Raw genomic sequence first — 21,773 nt, forward strand, 5'->3', positions numbered from 1 at the left:
ACAACTCACGGAACGGTCAGGCGCTCGGGCGCGGTGAACAGGGTGACGGTGTCGCGCCGCGCGATCGCCGCCAGGGTCAGGCCGTGCTTGGCGGCGCGCTCCACGGCGAGCGAGGTCGGAGCCGAGATCGCCACCAGCACGGCCGCGCCGAAGCTCGCGGCCTTCTCGACCATCTCGAACGAGCACCGGCTGGTGATGACGAGGAAACCGTCCTCGGGCCGGGTGCCGGCCCGCATGAGCGCGCCGATCAGCTTGTCGAGGGCGTTGTGGCGCCCGACATCCTCGCGCACCATCGCGACGCGACCCTCGCAGGTCGCCCAGGCGGCAGCATGGACCGCCCGGGTCTCGCGGCCGAGCACCTGGAGGTCGTCGAGGGCTTGAACCGCACGCTCGACCGCCGAGAGGGAGACCATGACACCCTGCGCCGCCTTGCGGTCGGCCTTCGGGATGTCCTTCAGATCGTCGATGCCGCAGACGCCGCAGCCGGTGCGGCCCGAGAGCGCCCGCTTGCGGGCGAGGTGCTCGCGCAGGCGGCCCGGGACGAGGTCGACGACGAGGCGCAGGCCCCCTTCCCCGTTCTCGACCCGGGCGCCGCGGATCTCGTCGGCTCCCGCCACGATCCCCTCGGTCAGGCTGAAGCCGTAGGCGAAGTCGGCGAGGTCCGCCGGCGTCGTCATCATGACGGCGTAGGGCACGTCGCCATAGATCACGTTCACCGGCATCTCGACGGCGAGCGACCGCTCCCCGTCGCGATCCTCGCCGCGGCCATAGGCGACGGTGCGGATCGGGACGGGATGACAGGTCGCGAGACCGTTATTCGGCGGCATCGAGGGTCTGGGCGATGCGGGTGAGGGAGATGTCTTCCTCATAGAACCGGGCCTGCCAATCGGAGGGCCGGTTGGTACGCCGAACCTGCACCGCCGTCACCTTGTACTCGGGGCAGTTGGTCGCCCAGTCCGAGTAGTCGGTGGTGATGACGTTGGCGCCGGTCTTGGCGTGGTGGAAGGTGGTGTAGACCACCCCCGGCTGCATCCGCTCGGTGACGCGCGCCTTCAGGGCGATGTCGCCGGACCGGCTCTCCAGGCTGACGAGGTCGCCGTCGACGATGCCGCGGGTCTCGGCGTCGAAGGGATGGATCTCCAGCACGTCCTCCGGATGCCACAGCGAGTTGGCGGTCCGCCGCGTCTGCGCCCCGACATTGTACTGCGACAGGATCCGGCCGGTGGTGAGCACCAGCGGGAACTTGCGGGTCGTCCGCTCGTCGGTCGGCACGAACTCGGTGAGCATGAAGCGGCCGAGGCCCCGCACGAAGCGGTCGACATGCATCATCGGCGTGCCCTGCGGCGCCTTGTCGTTGCAGGGCCACTGGATCGAGCCCAGTTCCTCGAGCTTGGCGTAGGACACGCCGGCGAAGCTCGGGGTCAGGGACGCGATCTCGTCCATGATCTGCGACGGATGGGTGTAGTTCATCGGGTAGCCGAGCGCGTTGGAGAGCAGCACCGTGCCCTCCCAGTCGCCGTAGCCGCCCATCGGCGGCATGACCTGGCGCACCCGGCTGATCCGCCGCTCGGCATTGGTGAAGGTGCCGTCCTTCTCCAGGAACGAGGCGCCGGGCAGGAAGACGTGGGCGTATTTCGCCGTCTCGTTCAGGAACAGGTCCTGGACGACGATGCACTCCATGGCGCGCAGGCCGGCGGTGACGTGGTGCGTGTCGGGGTCGGACTGGGCGATGTCCTCGCCCTGGATGTAGAGGCCCTTGAACGTGCCCGTGACGGCCTCGTCCAGCATGTTGGTGATGCGCAGGCCCGGATTGGGCGACAGCGAGGCGCCCCACAGGGCCTCGAAGGTCTCGCGGGTGGCGTCGTCCGAGACGTGGCGGTAGCCGGTCAGCTCGTGCGGGAACGAGCCCATGTCGCAGGAGCCCTGGACGTTGTTCTGGCCCCGCAGCGGGTTCACGCCCGCGCCTGGCTTGCCGATGTTGCCGGTGGCCATGGCGAGGTTCGCCATGCCCATCACCATGGTCGAGCCCTGGCTGTGCTCGGTGACGCCGAGGCCATAGTAGATGCCCGCCGCGCCGCCGGTCGCGTAGAGCCGGGCGGCCGCCCGCACCTCGGCCGGATCGCAGCCGGTGAGTTCCTGCACCGCTTCCGGCGCGTGGCGCTCGTCGGCGATGAAGCGGGCCCAGATCTCGAAATCCTTGAGATCGCAGCGCTCGCGGACGTAAGCCTCGTCGATCAGGCCCTCCGTCACGATGACATGGGCGAGCGCATTGACCATCGCCACGTTGGCGCCGGGCTTGACCGGGAGATGGTGCGTCGCCTTGATGTGGGGCGACTTGACCAGGTCGATCCGGCGCGGATCGATGACGATCAGCTTGGCGCCCTGGCGAAGGCGCTTCTTCATCCGCGAGCCGAAGACCGGGTGGCCGTCGGTCGGGTTGGCGCCGATCACCAGGATCACGTCGGAATCTTCGACCGACTTGAAGTCCTGGGTGCCGGCCGAGGTGCCGAGCGTCGACATCAGGCCGTAGCCGGTCGGCGAGTGGCAGACCCGGGCGCAGGTATCGACGTTGTTGTTGCCGAAGCCGGCGCGGACCAGCTTCTGGACGAGGTAGGCTTCCTCGTTGGTGCAGCGCGACGAGGTGATGCCGCCGATCGAATCGCGCCCGTACTGCGCCTGGATGCGCTTGAACGCGGAGGCCGCGTGCTGGATCGCCTCCTCCCAGGACACCTCGCGCCAGGGATCGGTGATCTTGTCACGCACCATCGGCTTGGTGATGCGGTCCTTGTGGGTGGCGTAGCCGTAGGCGAAGCGGCCCTTGACGCAGGAATGGCCCTCGTTGGCCTTGCCGTCCTTGTAGGGCACCATGCGGACGATCCGGTCGCCCTGCATCTCGGCCTTGAAGGCGCAGCCGACGCCGCAATAGGCGCAGGTCGTGACCTTGGAATGCTCCGGCTGGCCCATCGCGATGACGGACTTCTCTTGGAGCGTCGCCGTCGGGCAGGCCTGCACGCAGGCACCGCAGGAGACGCACTCGGAGTTGAAGAAGTCGGTCGGGCCGGCGGCCACCCGCGAATCGAAGCCGCGGCCGGCGATGGTCAGCGCGAAGGTGCCCTGCACCTCCTCGCAGGCCCGGACGCAGCGGTTGCAGACGATGCACTTCGACGGGTCGTAGGCGAAGTACGGGTTCGACTCGTCCTTCGGCAGGTACAGCTCGGAATTCTTCGAGACGTGGTTCGCCCCGTCATAGCCGTAGCGCACCTCGCGCAGGCCCACTGTGCCGGCCTGGGTCTGCAGCTCGCAATCGCCGTTGGCCGAGCAGGTCAGGCAGTCGAGCGGGTGATCGGAGATGTAGAGCTCCATCACCCCCTTGCGCAGGCGCGCGAGCTTGTCGCTCTGCGTATGCACCACCATGCCGTTCTCGGCCGGCGTCGTGCAGGAGGCCGGGGTACCGCGGCGCCCGTCGATCTCGACGAGGCAGAGGCGGCACGAGCCGAACGGCTCGAGCGAATCGGTGGCGCAGAGCTTCGGGATCTGCGTGCCGGCATGCATCGCCGCGGCCATCACCGAGGTGCCGGCGGGCACCGTCACGGATTGGCCATCGATCGTCAGCGTCACCGACTGGTCGGAGACGCGGATCGGGGTGCCGTAGTCGATTTCCTTGATGAGGGCCATTGCGTGCATCCTCACTCGGCGGCCAGCGGCAGCTTGGCGCCGCGGCCGGAAAAATCTTCCGGGAAATGGGTGAGCGCGCTCATCACCGGGACGGGCGTGAGCCCGCCCATGGCGCAGAGCGAACCGTCGGTCATGACTTCGCAGAGGTCGGTGACGAGGGCGAGGTTTTCGCGCGGCGACTCGCCGGCGAGCACCTTGTCGATCGTCTCCAGCCCGCGCACCGCGCCGATCCGGCACGGCGTACACTTGCCGCAGGATTCCGCGACGCAGAACTCGAAGGCGAAGCGGGCCTGGCGGGCGAGATCGACGGTGTCGTCGAACACCACGATGCCGCCGTGGCCCAAGAGGCCCTTCTTGGCCGCAAAGGCCTCGTAGTCGAGCGGCGTATCGAGGAGCGACTCCGGAAAGTAGGCCCCGAGCGGCCCGCCGACCTGCACCGCGCGCAACGGCCTCCCCGAGGCGGTGCCGCCGCCGAAATCCTCGATGACTTCGCGGAGCGTCAGCCCGAAGGCGGTCTCGATCAGGCCGCCGCGCTTGACGTTGCCGGCAAGCTGGATCGGCAGGGTGCCGAGCGAGCGGCCCATGCCGTAGGCGGCATAGGCCGGACCGCCATGCTCCATGATCCACGGCACGGCGGCGAAGGAGAGCACGTTGTTGACCAGCGTCGGCTGGCCGAACAGGCCCTTGAGGGCCGGGATCGGGGGCTTGGCCCGCACGAGGCCGCGCTTGCCCTCCAGGCTCTCCAATAGCGAGGTCTCCTCGCCGCAGATATAGGCGCCGGCGCCCAACCGCACTTCCAGGTGGAAGGCGTGGCCCGACCCCATCACGTTCGCGCCGAGATACCCGGCCCGCTCGGCCGCCGCGATGGCGATCTCCAGCGCCGCGAAGGCGTGCGGATATTCCGAGCGGCAATAGATGTAGCCGCGGGTGGCCCCCACCGCGACGGCGGCAATGGTCATGCCCTCGATGAGCGTGAGGGGATCGCCCTCCATCAGCATCCGGTCGGCAAAGGTGCCCGAGTCGCCCTCGTCGGCGTTGCAGACCACGTATTTCTGCTCGGCTTGCGCCAGCATCACCGTGTTCCACTTGATGCCGGTCGGGAAGCCGGCACCGCCGCGGCCGCGAAGCCCCGACGCTTTTACCGCCTCGACGGTGCCGGCAGGCCCGGCCGCCAGCGCCGCTTCGAGCCCGCGATAGCCGCCATGGGCGCGGTAATCCTCGACCGAGGCCGGATCGATCACGCCGCAGCGGCCGAAGGTCAGGCGCTGCTGGCGGGCGAAATAGGACTGGTCCTCGGGCCGGCCGATGCGCAGGCGGTGCGCGCCGCCCTCGGCCAGACCGGCATCGAGCAGGGATTCGATGTCGCCCGGGCGCACCGGCCCGTAGGCGATGCGCCCCTCCGGCGTCTCGACCTCGAGCATCGGCTCCAGCCACAGCATGCCGCGCGAGCCGGTACGGACCAGCGTCGCGTCGAGGCCGCGGGCGGCGGCGGCGCGGGTCAGCGCCCTGGCGACGCGGTCGGCGCCGAGAGCGAGGCTCGCGGCGTCCTTCGGAAGATAGAATCTGATGCTCACGCGGCCCGCTCCGTCAGCGCATCCGCCAGGGTGTCGAGATCGAGGCGGCCGACCGGCTCGCCGTCGACGAGCGCGGCCGGGCCGCAGGCGCAGAGCCCGAGGCAGAAGACCGGCTCCACCGTCACCTGCCCGTCCCGGGTGGTGCCGTGCCAGGCGACGTCGTAGCGGCGCAGCACGTCCTCGTGGAGCGCGTCGGCCCCCACCGCCTGGCAGGCCTCGGCCCGGCACAGCTTCACGGTGTGGCGGCCCGCCGGCTCCTTGCGGAAGTCGTGGTAGAAGGTGAGGCAGCCGTGGACTTCCGCCCGCGACAGGTTCAGCGCCTCGGCGATCAGCGGCACCGCCGCGGTATCGACGTAGCCGAAGGTCTCCTGCAAGGCGTGCAGGATCGGCAGGGTCGCACCCTCGCGGTGCGCATGGCCGGCGATGATCCCGGCCGCCCGCTCGGCGTCCCAGGACTCGTATCCGCTCACTCGGCCAAGGTCTCGGCCCGACATCGGTTTCCAACCCAGATCGTTGTCGTTCTAGGGTGCAGCCTGGTCGGTCGAGGCCATCGGATCAAGCGCACGGTTCGGTGGGACGACAAGGAATTTTTGTCAAACCCGGCATTCACGAACGAGAAAGGACGAACGAGCGCCGCCCGGAGGTCGAGAGACTTCGCGGCGCCGCCTCACCGTCGACCGGCGGGACGGGAACGCACGACACCGGGCAAGCGGCGATGAATCCTGGCGTATTTCCGCTGGATGCTTGCGGCTGACGCAGCGAAGGCGAAGGCCCGTCCTTGCCGTGGACGCACTCGCTTCGATGCACCGGGGCGCGATCGACTATCCGGCGGGACGCGAGGCGCTGTCGTCGTTCCGCAGCTCCCCCTTGGACGAGAAAGCAATTTGGTTCGCTTTTCCCGATCCAATGGGGGGGACCGGGCGGCCTCAGAGCGCCGCCACCTCGGCGGCCAGGTCCGGCGCGATCGCCCGCGCCTCGGCCAGGAAGGCGGCGACGAGCGGGGTCATCGGATCGCGCTCGGGGACCACGAGGCCGATCATGTGGCTGACATCCGGCTCGGTGATCGGCACCGCCCGCACCCGCTCGGTGAGCCGGAAGGTCTCGGCGAGCGCCGCCGGCATGATGCTGGCCCATTTGGCGGTGCGCACGTGGGTGACGAGCACGATCATCGAGTTCGATTCGAGCAGCGGTGCCGGCTCGGCGCCGGCGGCGCGCAGATGGCGGTCGATGATGCGGCGGTTCTGCATCGCCGGCGTCAGGAGGCAGAGCGGGATGCGCCCGACCTCGGCCCAGGTCACGCTCTGGCGCCCGCCATAGATCCCGTCGGCGGCGGTCAGCAGGCGGTAATGCTCGCGGTAGAGCGGGAGCGCCGTGACGCGGCCCAGGGGCTCGTCCTCGATGTAGGTCAGCCCGGCATCGAGCTCGAGATTCGCGATCTGGCGGATGATCTCGTGCGAGGTCGCGGATTGCACCGAGAAGCGTACCGCCGGGTGGCGGGCGCGGAACGGGGTGGTGAGCGCCGCCACCATCGGGGTCGCGGTCGGCACCGCCGCCATCCGGAGCGTGCCCGAGAGGCCGCGGCGCAGGGCCGCCACCTCCTGGCGCATGGCGCGGGTATCGCCGACGATGCGCCGGGCCCAGTCGAGCACCCGCTCGCCCTCCGGGGTGAAGCCCTGGAAGCGCGACCCGCGTTGCACGAGAAGCACACCCAGCCGTTCCTCGAGCTGCTTCACCCCCGCCGACAGGGTCTGCTGCGACACCCCGCAGGCCTGGGCGGCGCGGCCGAAATGCTGCTCGCGGGCGAGCGCCAGGATGAACTCGAGACGGTCGATCATCGAAGGGGCAAGGTCACATCCGGCGATCCGAAATGGCCCCGGATCGCGGGGCGCGGTTTTGCGGAATCATTCGAGCATCACGACGAATGTCCAGTGCCCACAAGCGAATTCCCGACACCGATGCGACGCCAACGCCGTTGCGCTTGCGGCGGCATTGTGGTGAGAGACGCCTGACCGGGTCTGGGCCGGTTTCCGGCCGCAGGGCGGCAGGCCGGTACCTGAAGGCCGAGACAGGACGGCGCTCCCGCCGCGCGGGCAGCCGTTGCCGGCAGACAGCCTGTTGGGGAGCATTGAGGGCACCATGCGGATGGCGAGGGCGCAAGGACGGCGGTTGAGCCGGGGCTTCTGGGGAGGCGCAGCGGCGCTGGCGACGACCGGGTTCCTCGGCACCGCCACGACCGTGTCGGCGGCGGGCATCGGCCAGCCGGTGCCGTGGCAGATGGACCTGCAGAAGCCCGTGACCGAGGTGGCGACGGAGATCTACAATTTCCACCACCTCCTGAACTGGATCATGCTGGTCGTCGTCCTGTTCGTGCTCGCCCTGCTGATCGCGGTGGTGGTCAAGTTCAACGAAAAGAAGAACCCGACCCCGTCGCGCACGACGCACAACACGATGCTCGAGGTCGCCTGGACGATCGTTCCGGTGCTGATCCTGGTGGCGATCGCGATCCCGTCCTTCCGGGTGCTGCGCACGCAGCTCTCCGACCCGAAGGCCGACCTGATGGTCAAGGTCATCGGTCACGCCTGGTACTGGTCCTACGAGTACCCGGAGGCCGTCGGCGGCTTCAAGTTCGACGCCAACCTCCTCGAGGGCGACGACCAGGTGAAGTCCGGCCAGCCCAAGCTGCTCGCCACCGACAACGAGATGGTGGTGCCGGTGAACAAGATCGTGAAGATCCAGGTCACCGCCGCCGACGTGATGCATTCCTGGGCGATGCCGTCCTTCGGCTTCAAGATCGACGCGATCCCCGGCCGCCTCAACCAGTTCTGGTTCAAGGCCGACCGCGAGGGCGTCTATCACGGCCAGTGCTCCGAGCTGTGCGGCCAGCGCCACGCCTACATGCCGATCACCGTGAAGGTGGTGAGCGAGCAGGCCTTCCAGGCCTGGACCGCCGAGGCCAAGACCAAGTTCGCCCGCACCGACGGCGGGCCTAAGTTTGCCGAAGCGAAGTAACCCGCTTCGCGAACGCCGACTGATTTCATGATGCGGGGCGCCGCCGCCGGCGCGCCCCGCCCCTTTCGACAGACCGACCGAGACATTCCTCGAAGAGGCTGACCCCATGGCTCAAGCCGTCACGGCAGGGCACGACCACGCCCACGACCATACGCCACCGTTCTTCACGCGCTGGTTCAACTCGACCAACCACAAGGACATCGGCACGCTCTACCTGCTGTTCGCCTTCTCGGCGGGCATCGTCGGCGCGTTCCTGTCCTTCGGCATCCGGATGGAGATGGAGGCCCCCGGCCTGCAGTACTTCTCCAACCCGCAGACCTACAACGTGTTCGTGACCGGGCACGGCCTCATCATGGTGTTCTTCATGGTGATGCCGGCCCTCATCGGCGGGTTCGGCAACTGGTTCGTGCCGCTGATGATCGGCGCGCCGGACATGGCGTTCCCGCGCATGAACAACATCTCGTTCTGGCTGACGGTCGCGGGCTTCATGAGCCTCGTCTGCTCGCTGTTCGTCGAGGGCGCGCCCGGCGCGGTCGGCGCCGGCACCGGCTGGACCGTCTACCCGCCGCTCTCCACCGCCGGCCATCCCGGCCCGGCCGTCGACTTCGCGATCTTCGCCCTGCACCTGTCGGGCGCGGGCTCGATCCTCGGCGCCATCAACTTCATCACCACCATCCTGAACATGCGCGCGCCGGGCATGACCCTGCACAAGATGCCGCTGTTCGCCTGGTCGATGCTGGTGACCGCCTTCCTGCTGCTGCTGTCGTTGCCCGTTCTGGCCGGCGCGATCACCATGCTGCTGACCGACCGCAACTTCGGCACGACCTTCTTCGACCCGGCCGGCGGCGGTGACCCGATCCTGTACCAGCACCTGTTCTGGTTCTTCGGCCACCCCGAAGTCTACATCATGATCCTGCCGGCCTTCGGCATCGTCTCGCACATCATCTCGACCTTCTCGCGGAAGCCCGTGTTCGGCTACCTGGCGATGGCCTACGCGATGGTGGCGATCGGCGTCGTCGGCTTCGTGGTGTGGGCCCACCACATGTACACGGTCGGCCTCACGCTCCAGACTCAATCCTACTTCGTGTTCGCCACCATGGTGATCGCGGTGCCCACCGGCGTGAAGATCTTCTCCTGGATCGCCACGATGTGGGGCGGCTCGATCCGCTTCACCGCCGCCATGCACTGGGCCGTCGGCTTCGTGTTCCTGTTCACCGTCGGCGGCGTCACCGGCGTGATCCTGGCCAACGCCGCCGTCGACCGCTACCTGCACGACACCTACTACGTCGTCGCGCACTTCCACTACGTGCTGTCGCTCGGCGCGGTGTTCATCATCTTCGCCGGCATCTACTACTGGTTCCCGAAGATGACCGGCCGCATCATCCCCGAATGGGCCGGCAAGCTGCACTTCTGGCTCGCCTTCATCGGCGCCAACGTGCTGTTCTTCCCGATGCACTTCCTCGGCCTCGCCGGCATGCCGCGTCGCTATGCCGACTATCCGGAGGCCTTCGCGGGCTGGCACTGGGTGGCCACCATGGGCGGTCACATCTTCGCGCTGGGCATGGTCGTGTTCATCATCGGCGTGGTGCTCGCCTTCCGCTCCAAGGAGCGGGCCGCGGACAACCCGTGGGGTGAGGGTGCCACCACGCTCGAGTGGACCCTGACCTCGCCCCCGCCCTTCCACCAGTACGAGACCCTGCCGGTGATCGTGGACGAGCCGTCCCACGCCCACTGACCGGATCGACAGGGGGCCGCCCGCGCGGCGGCCCCCTGCTCCTTCCCCGAGCGCCCCGACGTGGGCGCTCCGGCGAGGAGCGCGAAAGCCTGAGCCCTTCACCCGCGAAACCTTCCCACGATGGCCGCGACACCCAGCATGACCACCCTGTCGAACTCTGCGATCTCCGACCGTCCCTTCGTCGAGGCGTCCACCTCCGGCGGCGAGGTCGCGGATTACTTCGCGCTCCTGAAGCCCCGGGTGATGGCGCTGGTGATCTTCACCGCCCTCGTCGGCATGACGGTGACGCCGTCGCACGTGAACCCGGTGATCGGCGCGATCTCGCTCCTGATGATCGCCGTCGGGGCCGGCGCCTCGGGCTGCCTCAACATGTGGTGGGACGCCGACATCGACGCGGTGATGACCCGCACCCGCACCCGGCCGATCCCGGCCGGGCGGATCCAGCCGAACGAGGCCCTGTCCTTCGGGCTCACCCTGTCGGTCGGCTCGGTGCTGGTGCTGGGCCTGGCGGCGAACTGGCTGTCGGCGGGGCTGCTCGCCTTCACCATCGTGTTCTACGCCGTGATCTACTCGATGTGGCTGAAGCGCTCGACGGCGCAGAACATCGTGATCGGCGGGGCCGCCGGCGCCCTGCCGCCGATGATCGGCCAGGCGGTGGTCACCGGCTCGATCGGGATCGAGGGCACGGTCCTGTTCCTGATCATCTTCATCTGGACCCCGCCGCATTTCTGGGCGCTGGCCCTGGTCAAGGCCGGCGAATACGCCCGCGCCGGCATCCCGATGATGCCGAACACCGCCGGTCCCGATTCCACCCGCCGCCAGATCCTCGCCTATTCGGTGCTGCTGGCCCCGCTCGGCCTCGCCCCGGTCTTCCTCGGCTTCGGCGGCCTGCTCTACGGCCTCGTCGGCCTCGTCGGTGGGCTGGCCATGGTGGGCCTGAGCGTCCAGGTGCTGCGCCGGCGCGAGGGCGAGGCGGCCAACAAGGCGGCGATGAGCCTGTTCGCCTTCTCGATCCTCTACCTGTTCCTGCTCTTCTCCGCCCTGCTGGCGGAACAGGGCCTCGGGCTGTTCCGGCCGGTCTTCGGCTGAAACACCCTCCCCTCAGGTCGACGCAGTGATGAGTCCGGTGCCCCAGCAACTCACCCCCGACGAGGTCCAGCGCCGGCGCAAGCGCTCCATCGCGATCGCGATGGTGCTCGCCGCCCTGGTCCTGATCTTCTACGTGCTGACGATCGCCAAGCTCGGCCCCCAGGTCCTCAACCGGCCGCTGTGACGATCCGCGAGGCGAACCCGTCATGACCGTGTCCCGCCAAGAGACGCAGCAAGAGACGACGCAGCAAGAGACGCAGAAGGCGTTGCAGAAGAAGGCCCGCAACACGGCGCTCGCCTGCCTCGGGCTCGTGATCGGGATGACGGCGCTCGCCTTCGCCTTCGTGCCGCTCTACGACCTGTTCTGCAAGGCGACCGGCTATGACGGCACGCCGCTCCGGGGCGCCGCCGCCTCCGGTCCGGCGAGCCAGGACAGGATGGTGGTGCATTTCGACACCAACGTCGCGCCCGGCCTTCCCTGGCGCTTCGTGGCGGAGACGCCGCAGGTCGAGGCCCAGCTCGGCGCGACCCAGACGGTGTTCTTCCGGGTGACGAACACCGGAACGGTGCCGAGCACCGGCATCGCGACCTTCAACCTCCAGCCCGGGCTGACCGGAGGCTATTTCGTCAAGGTGCAGTGCTTCTGCTTCAACGAGCAGACGCTGCAGCCCGGCGAGACCATGGACTTCCCGGTGGTGTTCTACGTCGAGCCCGGCATCAAGGCCGATTCGAACACCCGCGACCTCACCGAGATGACCCTGTCCTACACCTATTTCGCGTCGAAGAACGGCCAGCCGCAGGCGGCGCTCGCGACGCCGGTGGGGACCAAGGCCAATTGACGAGGTGACAACCCCGCTCGGGCGGCATTAAAGCGTGACCGTGGAAGGCCGATGGCGGGGGACGCCGCGGCGCCGGGGGAACGAGCCGCCTCCCGAACACCAAGATCCACGGCCGGCGCGGGGCGCGACCGGTTCGAGACCAGGCAGGAGACCCGACACGATGGCCGAGGCGCACGGGAAGCACCACGACTACCACCTCGTCAATCCGAGCCCGTGGCCGCTCATCGGCTCGATGAGCGGCTTCGTGATGACGACGGGCGCCGTCCTGTGGATGAAGAGCCTGACCGTCGCCAACATGGCGCTCGGTCCCTACGTGTTCTTCGCAGGCCTGCTCGGCGTGCTCTACACCATGCTCAGCTGGTGGCGGGACGTCGCCCACGAGGCCAACACGGGCGACCACACCCGGGTGGTGCAGCTGTCGCACCGCTACGGCATGATCATGTTCATCGCCTCCGAGGTGATGTTCTTCGTCGCCTGGTTCTGGGCCTATTTCGAGGCGGCGCTCTACACCGCCGACCCGATCCAGGCCTCGCGGGTCGAGTTCACCGGAGGCCTGTGGCCGCCGAAGGGCGTCGAGGCCTTCGACCCCTGGCACCTGCCGCTGCTCAACACCCTGATCCTGCTCACCTCGGGCACCACGATCACCTGGGCCCACCACGCTCTCCTGAACGGCGACCGCAAGGGGATGAAGTACGGCCTGTGGCTGACCATCGCCCTCGGCGTGCTGTTCTCCTTCGTCCAGGCCTACGAGTACGGTCACGCCCATTTCGGCTTCTCGGGCAGCATCTACTCGGCCACCTTCTTCATGGCGACCGGCTTCCACGGCGCCCACGTCATCATCGGCACGATCTTCCTCGCGGTCTGCCTGTACCGGCTCTATCTCGGCCAGTTCACGCCGAGGCAGCACCTCGGCTTCGAATTCGCCGCCTGGTACTGGCACTTCGTCGACGTGGTGTGGCTGTTCCTCTTCGCCGCCATCTACGTCTGGGGCTCGGGCGTCGGCCACGCCGCCGCGCACTGACCGCGGCCCGCTGCGTCAGGAACATGAGAGGGCGGCGCGAGCCGCCCTTTTTCTTATGGCGTGCAGGGACCAGATCGGGTTCACCGCACGAATACGTCCAGGAGCAGGCCCCATGGAGCACAACCGCACCGTCGATTCACCGGCGACCGTGGGCCTGCGCGGCCGCTGCCCGCGCTGCGGCGAGGGGCACCTGTTCAAGGGCTTCCTCAGCTTCCGCCCGTCCTGCGAGGTCTGCGGCCTCGATTTCCGCTTCATCGATTCCGCCGACGGCCCGGCCTTCTTCGTGATGTCGATCGTCGGCATCGTCGTGGTGGCGCTGGCGATGTGGGTGGAGTTCGCCTACGAGCCGCCGATGTGGGTCCACGCCCTGCTCTGGGCGCCACTCTCGATCGTCCTGAGCCTGCTGCTCGTCCGCCCGCTCAAGGGCATGATGGCGGCGCTGCAATATTCCAACAAGGCCGCGCAGGGCCGCTTCCGGTGACGGCGATGAGCCCGGCGGAACGGCGCGCCGCCCTCCGCGACCTCATCGCCCCGGCCCTCGCCAGTCTCGCGTGCCTCGTCATCCTGATCGGCCTCGGCGTCTGGCAGCTCGAGCGCAAGGCCTGGAAGGAGGCGCTGATCGACCGGATCGTCGCCCGCTCGCGCATCGAGCCGCCGGCGCCGCTTCCGGCCTCCGACCGGTTCGACCCGGCGCGGGACGAGTTCGAGCGGGTGCGCGCCACCGGCCGCCTCCTCAACGACAAGGAGACGCTGGTCCACGGGCTGGCGCCAGGCGACACGCCCGGCCGCGCGCTCCAGGGCTATTACGTGGTCACCCCGCTGCGCCTCGACGACGGCCGGGTGGTGCTGGTCAATCGCGGCTTCGTGCCGACCGAGCTGAAGGATGTCGCCCGCCGCGCCGCGGGCCAGGTCGAGGGTGAGACCACCGTGACCGGCATGCTGCGCCAGAGCGAGGCGAGGGCCCTGTTCGTGCCGGCGCCGAACCCGCAGACCGGCGAGTGGTTCAACCGCGACGTCGCGGGGATCGCGGCGGCGAAGGGCCTGGCCGGCGTCGCCCCCTACCTCATCGAGGCCGATGCGACGCCCAATCCCGGCGGCTGGCCGAAGGGCGGGCAGTTGCGGGCCGACCTGCCGAACAACCACCTGCAATACGCCTTCACGTGGTTCGGCCTCGCGCTCTGCCTCGTCGGCGTCTTCGTTGCCTTCACCCTGCGGCGCCTGCGGGGCGAGGCTGTGGAGAGTGCCCCGGCATCGGCCGCGTCCCCGCCGCGTCCTTAAAACAGCCGCGTTGTCCAGGCTCGGTTCATCCCGCCGGGCGCGTACTCGCCGGGCTTCCCGTGCCGGCGCCCCCGGCCTTCTGGTCATCGATGAACGCGATCCTCATCAAGCTGTTCGCCACGGCCCTGACGCTCAGTCAGGTCACCACCCGTCCCGACGCGATCCGGACCCAGTTCGATCCGGCCAAGGACGGGCCGCAGGTGGTGCAGCTCCTGCGCGACGGCTGCGCCCACATGCGCAAGGCCTTCGACATCGAGGACATCAACCTCGACGACCTGATCTCGACGGCCATGGAGGATCCCAAGGCGGTCGCCGGCGAGTCGAAGCTGCTGCACGGCCTCGACATCGGTGAGCTCAACACGAGCTACAAGCAGTTCTGCAAGGGCGAGAACCCGGCGAACTCGCCCTTCGTGGCGCGGGACGTGATCGAGTTCTACAACAAGGCGGTCACCGACCTGCCGGACGCCAACGCCCTCAAGACCCTGCGCCTGCCCGGCGCGACCACGATCCTCGACGGCCGCGGCAACCGCTTCTCGGAGACCTTCGAGCCCAACGGGCGGCGGATCGCGGTGCCGATCGGCGAGATTCCGCCGCTGGTCCAGAAGGCCTTCATCGCGGCCGAGGACAAGCGCTTCCTCACCCATCACGGCATCGACGAGCGCGGGGTGATCCGCGCCTTCATCGGCAACCTCGCATCGCCGGGGCGGCCGCAGGGCGGCTCGACCATCACCCAGCAGGTGGTGAAGAACCTGTCGGTCGGCGACGACGTCACCTACGAGCGCAAGATCCGCGAGATGATCGTCGCGGCCCGGGCCGAGCGGGTGATGACGAAGCCCGAGATCCTCGGCCTCTACCTCAACGGGATCTATCTCGGCCGCGGCGCCTACGGCATCGAGATGGCCTCGCGCAGCTATTTCGGCAAATCCGTCAAGGACCTGACCGTCGCCGAGGCGGGGCTGCTCGGCGGGATGCCGAAGGGCCCGAACTTCTACAATCCCGACCGCTATCCCGAGCGGGCGCGGGAGCGGCGCGCCTACGTCCTTACCCGCATGAAGGAGGAGGGCGCGATCACGGAAGCCGAGATGACCACGGCCCTGGCCGCCCCCTTGGGCCTCGCGCCCCTGGAGCGGCTTCGCCAGGATGCGGGCTTCCACTTCGTCGATCACCTCACCCGCGAGGCGCGGACGCTCGCCGGCCTCGATTCGCTGACCGCCGGCGCCTACACGGTGCGCTCGACCCTCAATGCCGGGCTTCAGGAGGCGACCGAAAGCATCCTCCAGGAAAGCCTGTCGCGCTACGAGGCCTCGACGGGCCGCGCCCGCTACGAGGGGCCGGAGGCGAACCTGTCCGATGCCGTGCGCCGGATCGAGGCCGCCGCGCCCGCCCCCGAGCCGGCCCCCACCCCGGCGCCGGAGCCCGCCCGAAGGGCAGGAAGGGCCAGAAGCCGCCCAAGGTCGCAAAGCCCGCCGGGCCCAAGCCCGCCTGGCAGCGGGCGCTGGAGACCGCGCGCCTGCCGCTCTACGACGTGCATTGGCCGGCCGCGATCGTGCTCTCCACCGGCGGCCGGGACGGCGCCCGCGTTGGCCTCGCCGACGGGCGGGTCGCGAGCCTGAACCCGGGCGCCGCCCGCGGCCGGCTCTCCCCTACGACGTGGTGCGGGTGAAGCTGTGGGAGGGCAAGGGCGCCCCCCGGGCCGAGCTGCGCATCCGTCCGCAGGTCCAGGGCGCGGTCCTGGTGCTGGAGAACCGCACCGGGCGCATCCTCGCCATGGCAGGCGGCTTCTCGTATCCGTTGAGCCAGCTCAACCGGGTGACGCAGAGCGTGCGCCAGCCCGGCTCGACGCTGAAGCCCCTCACCTATCTCGCCGCCCTCAATGCCGGCCTCCAGCCCAACACCCTGGTGATGGATGCCCGCGTCACCCTGCCGCCGATCGGCGGGGTCGGCGATTCCTGGTCGCCGAAGAACTACGAGGGCGGCGGCTCCGGCCCGACTACCCTGCGCCGCGGCCTGGAGCATTCGAAGAACCTCGTCACCGCCCAGCTCCTGCGCGGCGGCATCGCCGAGAAGGCGCCGGCGAGCCTGCAGAAGGTCTGCGACATCGCGCTCGAAGCCCAGCTCTATGCCGAGTGCGAGCGCTACTATCCGTTCGTGCTCGGCGCCCAGCCGGTGCGGATGATCGACCTCGCGGCCTTCTACGCGGCCATCGCCAACGAGGGCGAGCGGCCCTCGCCCTACGGCCTGGAGAGCGTGACGCAGGGCGACAAGGTGCTCTACCAGCACGCCGATCGGCCGCTCGCCCGCATCGGCTCGGCCGACCGGGTGGCGTTCTACCAACTCAAAAGCATCCTCCAGGGCGTCACCCAGCGCGGCACGGCCGCCGCGCTCGCCCGGTTCTCGCCCTACGTCGCCGGCAAGACCGGCACGTCGGAGGACGAGAACGACGCCTGGTTCTCCGGCTTCACCAACGAGGTCAGCATCGTGGTCTGGGTCGGCTACGACAATGCCGACGGCAAGCGCCGGACGCTGGGCCGCGGCCAGACCGGCGGCCATCTCGGCGTGCCGATCTTTTCCCAGGTGCTCCAGGCCGCCTGGGCCAACGGGGTGGCGAAGACGCCGTTGTCCGGCCCGAGCGCGGCGGCCAAGCCCCTGATCGCCGATGCCGCCATCGACCTGCGCTCGGGCCAGCGCGTCGCCGGCGGCGGCTTCATGGAGCATTTCCGCCTCTCGGTGGATGGGCGCCTCGCCGAGACCCGCTTCAAGCTGGTGCCGCAGGAGCAGATCTACGCGATGCGGCCGGACAGCGAGCAGGACGGCGATGCCATGGACGGTGAGAATCCCGGCCGCGCCCCGGCCGACGAGGCGCCGGATTCCGACCGCTACGACCCGTTCGGCTCCCTCTTCGGCCGACCCGAGCCGCAACCTTACGCCCGCCGGGCCCAGCCGGTTCCGGCACCCGAGCCGTACTGGCCCGGAGCCCGCAGCCGCTCGCCCTTCGGCGACGACGACGAGGTCGTCCGCCGGCCGCGCCGGCGCGACCCCGACTACCCGTTCGGCGAAGACCCGACCTACTGACCCGAACCAACCAGGACGAACCCTGTGCGTGACAGCCTGACGGCGCGCCCGCGCCTCTTTCCGCTCGTTCGTGCCGCGACGCTCGCGGCGTCGACGCTCGCGGTCTCCCCTGCCCTCGCCGAGTACCGCACCAAGGACGTGCCGGCGGTGACCGGCCTCGATCCGGCGGGGATCGCGCCGAACACCATCGCGTTCACCGATCACCGCGACAATCCGGCGAGCCCGGAAAGCGGGCTCGTTCCGTTCACCGAATGGGGCAAGCGCAGCCCGGCCCAGAAGGCGCTGCTCGCGCCGCATCCGGCCTATGCCGAACCGGACTACGTCCAGACGGTGAACGGGGTGTCGAAGCCCCGGCACGAGGCGCTGAAGGTCTACGTCGCCGAGGCGCGGTTCATCGTGCCGCGGGCCGCCGACCGCATCAACCTGAAGCGCTTCGCCACGATCCCGTTCCTGTCGCGGATGGACCCGGCGATCAAGCACAAGCCCTTGAGCCCCGCGGACGCCACCCCGACCAAGGACCCGGCCGCCGCCTTCGCCCGCCGGCCCGACCGGCCGTGGTGCGAGGCCCCCGACACGACCTGCATCGAGTCGCGCTACGACCTCGAGGGCAAGCTGCCGCTCGGGGTCAAGCTCGCCAACAAGCTGGAGGACGGGGGCAAGAAGATCGCCGAGTTCGTCTCGTTCCAGAGCGAGTTGCGGGTGCTGCCGCCGGACGAGGCGGGGAAGCTCGTGCAGCTCACCAAGATCGAGGCGCCGGTGGCGGGCGCGATGGAGCAGAACATCTTCTGGGTCAACCAGATCCTGCGCTTCGGCAAGTTCCTGGCGGTGATGCAGCCGGTGGCGGGCGACCCGAACAAGACGGTCGTCACCGCCTACATGACGCTCGGCATCAAGGCCGACGTGCTCGACCGCAAGAAGGAATACGAGCGCGTCCCGGTGCTGCGCAACCTGCTGCCGGCCCAGGTGCTGATGGGCAATTCCTCGTTCAACACCGGCACCTCGATCAGCGCCGGCCTGCCGACCTATGCGCGCAACCGGATCGCCGCGTTCGCGGATGCGCTGGCGAAGGAATAAGAGATGACCCGCTTCACAGAGGCCGTCTGACTGTCTCGACAGCCTCGACAGCCTCTTCGTCATTCCGGAGCCGCGAAAGCGGAGCCGGGGATGACGAAGAGGATGTCGAGATCCGTGGAGACCAACCGCGAACACGCGCTGGAGCGCAGGCCGGCGCGGAGACCGCGCCGACCCGTCGAGATCGCTTCACCCGGCATGATCCGTCGGGCGACCGCGCCCCCCCCGCGCGACGGCTTCAGCGGGCCAGGTCGATCAGGATCTTGAGCTGGCTTCCGGCCGGATCGAGCAGGGCGTCGAAGCCGCCGACGGCCTCGTCGAGGCCGATCGTGCGGGTGACGATCTTTCGCGCGGGCAGCTGCCCGGACGCGATCAGGCGGATCACCCGCGGCCAGAGCTGGGTCGGGTAGGCCCAGGCGCCGCGGATCTCGATGTCCTTCACCGTGACCTGGAACCAGTCGAGCGGATTGGGCTTCGGATGCAGCCCCGTCTGCACCACGACGCCCTGCTTGCGCACGGCATCCGCGCAGGCTTGGAGGGCGTGCTCGTTGCCCACGCACTCGATCGCGACGTCGCAGCCGACCCGTCCCTCGGTCGCCGCGCGGACGACCTCGCCGACTTGCTCGCGGCGCGGGTCGATGCCGGTCACCCCCGGGAGCAGGTCGACCGCGAAGGCGACCCGGGACGGGTTGGGATCGGACACGAAGAGCTGCGTGGCGCCGGCCGCCCGCGCCGCCAGCAGGGTGAGGAGGCCGATCGGTCCCGCGCCCGCGACCAGCACGCTGTCGCCGGACTGCACGCCGCCACGGTCGCAGCTATAGACCGCGACGGCGGCCGGCTCGACCAAGGCCGCCTCCTCGTCGCTCATCGCATCCGGGATCGGGTGGACGTTGTAGTCGTTGAGGATCGACGCCTCCGCCATCCCGCCCCAGGCCCAGCTCAAGCCCGCCAGGGCGAGGTCGCTGCTGAGATGGAACAGCCCGCGGTCGCTATAGTAGTTCCCGCTGCGCGGCATGATGAGCGGCTGCACCGACACCCGGTCGCCCGGCTTCACATGGGTCACCCCGTCGCCGACCGCTTCGACGACGCCGCCATATTCGTGCCCGAGCACCTGCGGGCCGTGGGCTCCGGTGAAGGGGTGAGGCTCGGTCGGCACGAAGATCGGCCCGTAGGCGTATTCGTGCAGGTCGGTTCCGCAGATGCCGGCGAAGCGGTTGCGGATCCGGACCTGGCCGGGGGGCGGCCGGTCGGGCGGGGCGTCGATGGCGTCGAGGCGCAGGTCCTTGGCCGCGTGGAAGCGGAGTGCTTTCACTGGTTCCTCCTTGATCGCTGATGGATGGGGACCGGCGGGGCCGGTCCCGGTCGAGCCCGAGGAGATCAGGCCGCGTGATGCGTCTCGGCCAGCGCGTAGACCGGCGTCTCCAGCCCCTCCATCCGGGCCTTGAGCTGGAGGGCGAGGTAGAGCGAATAGTGGCGCGACTGGTGCAGGTTGCCGCCGTGGAACCACAGGGCCTCCTGCCGGGTCGGCTTCCACATGTTGCGCAACTCGCCCTCCCAAGGCCCCGGATCCTTGGTGGTGTCCGAGCCGAGGCCCCAGCACTTTCCGACCCGGTCGGCGACGTCCTGGCTGATGAGCTTGGCCGCCCAGCCGTTCATCGATCCGTAGCCGGTGGCGTAGACGATCACGTCGGCGGGAAGCTGCGTGCCGTCCTCCAGCACCACCGCATCCTCGGTGATCTCCTTGACCCTTCCATGAGCGAGCTTGATCTTGCCGTCGGCGATCAGGTCGGAGGCGCCGACATCGATGTAGTAGCCGGAGCCGCGTCGCAGGTACTTCATGAACAGGCCCGAGCCGTCATCGCCGAAATCGAGCTGGAAGCCGGCCTTCTCGAGCCGGCCGTAGAACTCGGCGTCGCGGATCTTCGCCTGCTCGTACACCGGGATGTGGAACTCGTGCATGATGCGGTAGGGCACCGAGGCGAACAGCATGTCGGCCTTGTCGGTGGTGATGCCCTTGGCCAGGGCCTCCTCCGAGTAGAGGCCGCCCAGCGCCAGCTCCATCAGCGTGTCGGACTTGACGATGTGGGTCGAGGAGCGCTGCACCATGGTGACGTCGGCGCCGTTCTCGTAGAAATCGGCGCAGATGTCGTGGGCCGAGTTGTTGGAGCCGATCACCACCGCGCGCTTGCCGCGATAGGCCTCGCCGCCCGGATGCCGGCTGGAATGGTGGCTCTCGCCCCCGAAGCGCTCCATGCCCGGATAATTCGGCAGGTTGGGCACCCCCGACATGCCGGTGGCGAGGACCAGTTGCTTGGGGCGCAAGGTCAGGCTCTCGCCGTCGCGGGTCAGTTCGACCACCCACTCCCTTGCCGCTTCGTCATAGCGCGCCGAACTCACCTCGGTCTTCGACCAGTAGTTCAGCTCCATGACCTTGGTATACATCTCCAGCCAGTCGCCGACCTTGTCCTTGGCGGCGAAAACCGGCCAGTGATCGGGGAAGGGCAGGTACGGCAGGTGGTCGTACCAGACCGGGTCGTGCAGGTGCAGCGACTTGTAGCGGCTGCGCCACTGGTCGCCCGGCCGGTCGTGCTTGTCGACGACCAGGGCCGGGACGCCGAGGCGCTTGAGCCGGGCGCCGAGCGCGATGCCGCCCTGGCCGCCGCCGACCACCAGGGCGTAGGGCTGGCGGGTGCGGCCGAGTTCCGCCTCCTCGTCGCGGCGCCGCTCGGACCACGAGCGCCGCCCGGGCTCGACGCCGTGATGCACGCCCCGCTCGCGCCGCGGACCGCCCGGCTCCTCGAAGCCCTTGAGTTCCCGCGCCGCGGTGAGCAGGGTCCAGGCCTCGTCCCCCTTCAGGCGGAGATAGCCGCGCCCGCGCAAGGTCGCGGTCTCGAAGGCGATCCAGGCCTCGGTGACGCCGTCGGCCTCGGTCGCCGGCTCCTCCAGGGTGAAGCTCCCGGGCGACACCGCGGGGAGCTGCGCCTGGAGCATGGCGCGGATCGCCCCGCGGCCCTCCAGCGTGGTGATGTTCCAGGTGAAGGCGACGAGGTCGCGCCAGAAGCAGGTCTCGGCGAACAGCTCCGCCGCGCCGGCGGCATCGCCGGCCCGCAGGGCTCCCTCGAAGCGGTCGAGCCACGCGATCACCCGGGTGTCGGCGGGCGACAGGCGCTCCAGTTTGCGAGCGATGGCGTCCATTGGGTTTCCTCCCCTTGTTGTGCGGGAGGGATTGCGCAAGGGGTGTGCCAGGGGTGGATGAGCGGGAAGGCCAGCCGTCTCGACAGTCATCCCGTGTCATAGAAAAGAACTTCTCATCCTCGACCTCATCCTGAGGTGTCGGCCGATCGCAGATCGGCTGACCTCGAAGGAGGGCTCCAGAAATCTCTGAGAACTCTGGAGCCCTCCTTCGAGGC

General features: G+C 69.2%; 16 protein-coding genes and 1 pseudogene. 10 read left to right on the top strand and 7 right to left on the bottom strand.

Features of this window, described 5'->3' with window-relative positions:
• Positions 1-5 precede the first annotated feature (5 nt).
• The 5 genes from fdhD to F1D61_RS22960 all read right to left on the bottom strand — a co-directional run bounded on the left by fdhD (position 6) and on the right by F1D61_RS22960 (position 7,084).
• On the bottom strand, positions 6-827 hold the full coding sequence (gene fdhD / locus F1D61_RS22940; protein ID WP_246775482.1) for a formate dehydrogenase accessory sulfurtransferase FdhD: 822 nt from the start codon (positions 825-827) through the stop codon (positions 6-8).
• Positions 814-3,675, bottom strand: coding sequence for a formate dehydrogenase subunit alpha (fdhF, locus tag F1D61_RS22945; protein ID WP_203154406.1), 2,862 nt, complete (start codon positions 3,673-3,675; stop codon positions 814-816). Before fdhF ends, fdhD begins: the two co-directional genes overlap by 14 nt.
• 11 nt (positions 3,676-3,686) lie before the next feature.
• Complete coding sequence (locus F1D61_RS22950; protein WP_203154407.1) at positions 3,687-5,249, bottom strand: formate dehydrogenase beta subunit; 1,563 nt, start codon at positions 5,247-5,249, stop codon at positions 3,687-3,689.
• Positions 5,246-5,743, bottom strand: coding sequence for a formate dehydrogenase subunit gamma (locus tag F1D61_RS22955; RefSeq protein ID WP_432443168.1), 498 nt, complete (start codon positions 5,741-5,743; stop codon positions 5,246-5,248). The genes F1D61_RS22950 and F1D61_RS22955 overlap by 4 nt, the downstream gene beginning before the upstream one ends.
• A gap of 432 nt (positions 5,744-6,175) precedes the next feature.
• Complete coding sequence (locus F1D61_RS22960; protein ID WP_203154409.1) at positions 6,176-7,084, bottom strand: LysR family transcriptional regulator; 909 nt, start codon at positions 7,082-7,084, stop codon at positions 6,176-6,178.
• Between the two features lie 301 nt (positions 7,085-7,385).
• On the opposite strand from F1D61_RS22960, the gene coxB reads away from it, so the two are divergent.
• The 10 genes and pseudogenes from coxB to F1D61_RS23010 all read left to right on the top strand — a co-directional run bounded on the left by coxB (position 7,386) and on the right by F1D61_RS23010 (position 18,366).
• The gene (coxB, locus tag F1D61_RS22965) at positions 7,386-8,258 is read left to right on the top strand and encodes a cytochrome c oxidase subunit II (RefSeq protein ID WP_246775483.1); all 873 of its coding nucleotides are present in this window, start codon (positions 7,386-7,388) and stop codon (positions 8,256-8,258) included.
• A gap of 106 nt (positions 8,259-8,364) precedes the next feature.
• Positions 8,365-9,993: a cytochrome c oxidase subunit I gene (gene ctaD, locus F1D61_RS22970; RefSeq protein ID WP_203154410.1), complete on the top strand. Its 1,629-nt coding sequence runs from the start codon at positions 8,365-8,367 to the stop codon at positions 9,991-9,993.
• Positions 9,994-10,131: 138 nt separating this feature from the next.
• On the top strand, positions 10,132-11,082 hold the full coding sequence (locus F1D61_RS22975; RefSeq protein WP_203159222.1) for a heme o synthase: 951 nt from the start codon (positions 10,132-10,134) through the stop codon (positions 11,080-11,082).
• 28 nt (positions 11,083-11,110) lie between these two features.
• Positions 11,111-11,266 carry a hypothetical protein gene (locus F1D61_RS22980; protein ID WP_203154411.1) on the top strand — a complete coding sequence of 52 codons (156 nt, stop codon included), beginning with the start codon at positions 11,111-11,113 and terminating at the stop codon, positions 11,264-11,266.
• A gap of 22 nt (positions 11,267-11,288) precedes the next feature.
• Positions 11,289-11,921: a cytochrome c oxidase assembly protein gene (locus F1D61_RS22985; RefSeq protein WP_203154412.1), complete on the top strand. Its 633-nt coding sequence runs from the start codon at positions 11,289-11,291 to the stop codon at positions 11,919-11,921.
• Positions 11,922-12,081: 160 nt separating this feature from the next.
• Positions 12,082-12,942, top strand: a complete 861-nt coding sequence (locus F1D61_RS22990) for a cytochrome c oxidase subunit 3 (RefSeq protein ID WP_203154413.1) — start codon at positions 12,082-12,084, stop codon at positions 12,940-12,942.
• Positions 12,943-13,054: 112 nt separating this feature from the next.
• Complete coding sequence (locus F1D61_RS22995; protein ID WP_203154414.1) at positions 13,055-13,423, top strand: DUF983 domain-containing protein; 369 nt, start codon at positions 13,055-13,057, stop codon at positions 13,421-13,423.
• Between the two features lie 5 nt (positions 13,424-13,428).
• Positions 13,429-14,220 carry an SURF1 family protein gene (locus tag F1D61_RS23000; protein WP_203154415.1) on the top strand — a complete coding sequence of 264 codons (792 nt, stop codon included), beginning with the start codon at positions 13,429-13,431 and terminating at the stop codon, positions 14,218-14,220.
• Between the two features lie 89 nt (positions 14,221-14,309).
• Positions 14,310-17,292, top strand: a pseudogene (locus F1D61_RS23005) (transglycosylase domain-containing protein).
• Between the two features lie 24 nt (positions 17,293-17,316).
• Positions 17,317-18,366, top strand: a complete 1,050-nt coding sequence (locus F1D61_RS23010) for a hypothetical protein (protein ID WP_246775484.1) — start codon at positions 17,317-17,319, stop codon at positions 18,364-18,366.
• A gap of 235 nt (positions 18,367-18,601) precedes the next feature.
• Here the strand turns inward: F1D61_RS23010 and F1D61_RS23015 are convergent, their stop codons facing one another.
• Positions 18,602-19,675, bottom strand: coding sequence for a 2,3-butanediol dehydrogenase (locus tag F1D61_RS23015; protein ID WP_203154416.1), 1,074 nt, complete (start codon positions 19,673-19,675; stop codon positions 18,602-18,604).
• Between the two features lie 65 nt (positions 19,676-19,740).
• Entirely contained in the window at positions 19,741-21,558 is a 1,818-nt protein-coding gene (locus F1D61_RS23020) for an NAD(P)/FAD-dependent oxidoreductase (RefSeq protein ID WP_203154417.1), read from the bottom strand.
• Positions 21,559-21,773 lie beyond the last annotated feature (215 nt).

This window comes from Methylobacterium aquaticum (assembly GCF_016804325.1).
Taxonomy (GTDB): domain Bacteria; phylum Pseudomonadota; class Alphaproteobacteria; order Rhizobiales; family Beijerinckiaceae; genus Methylobacterium; species Methylobacterium aquaticum_C.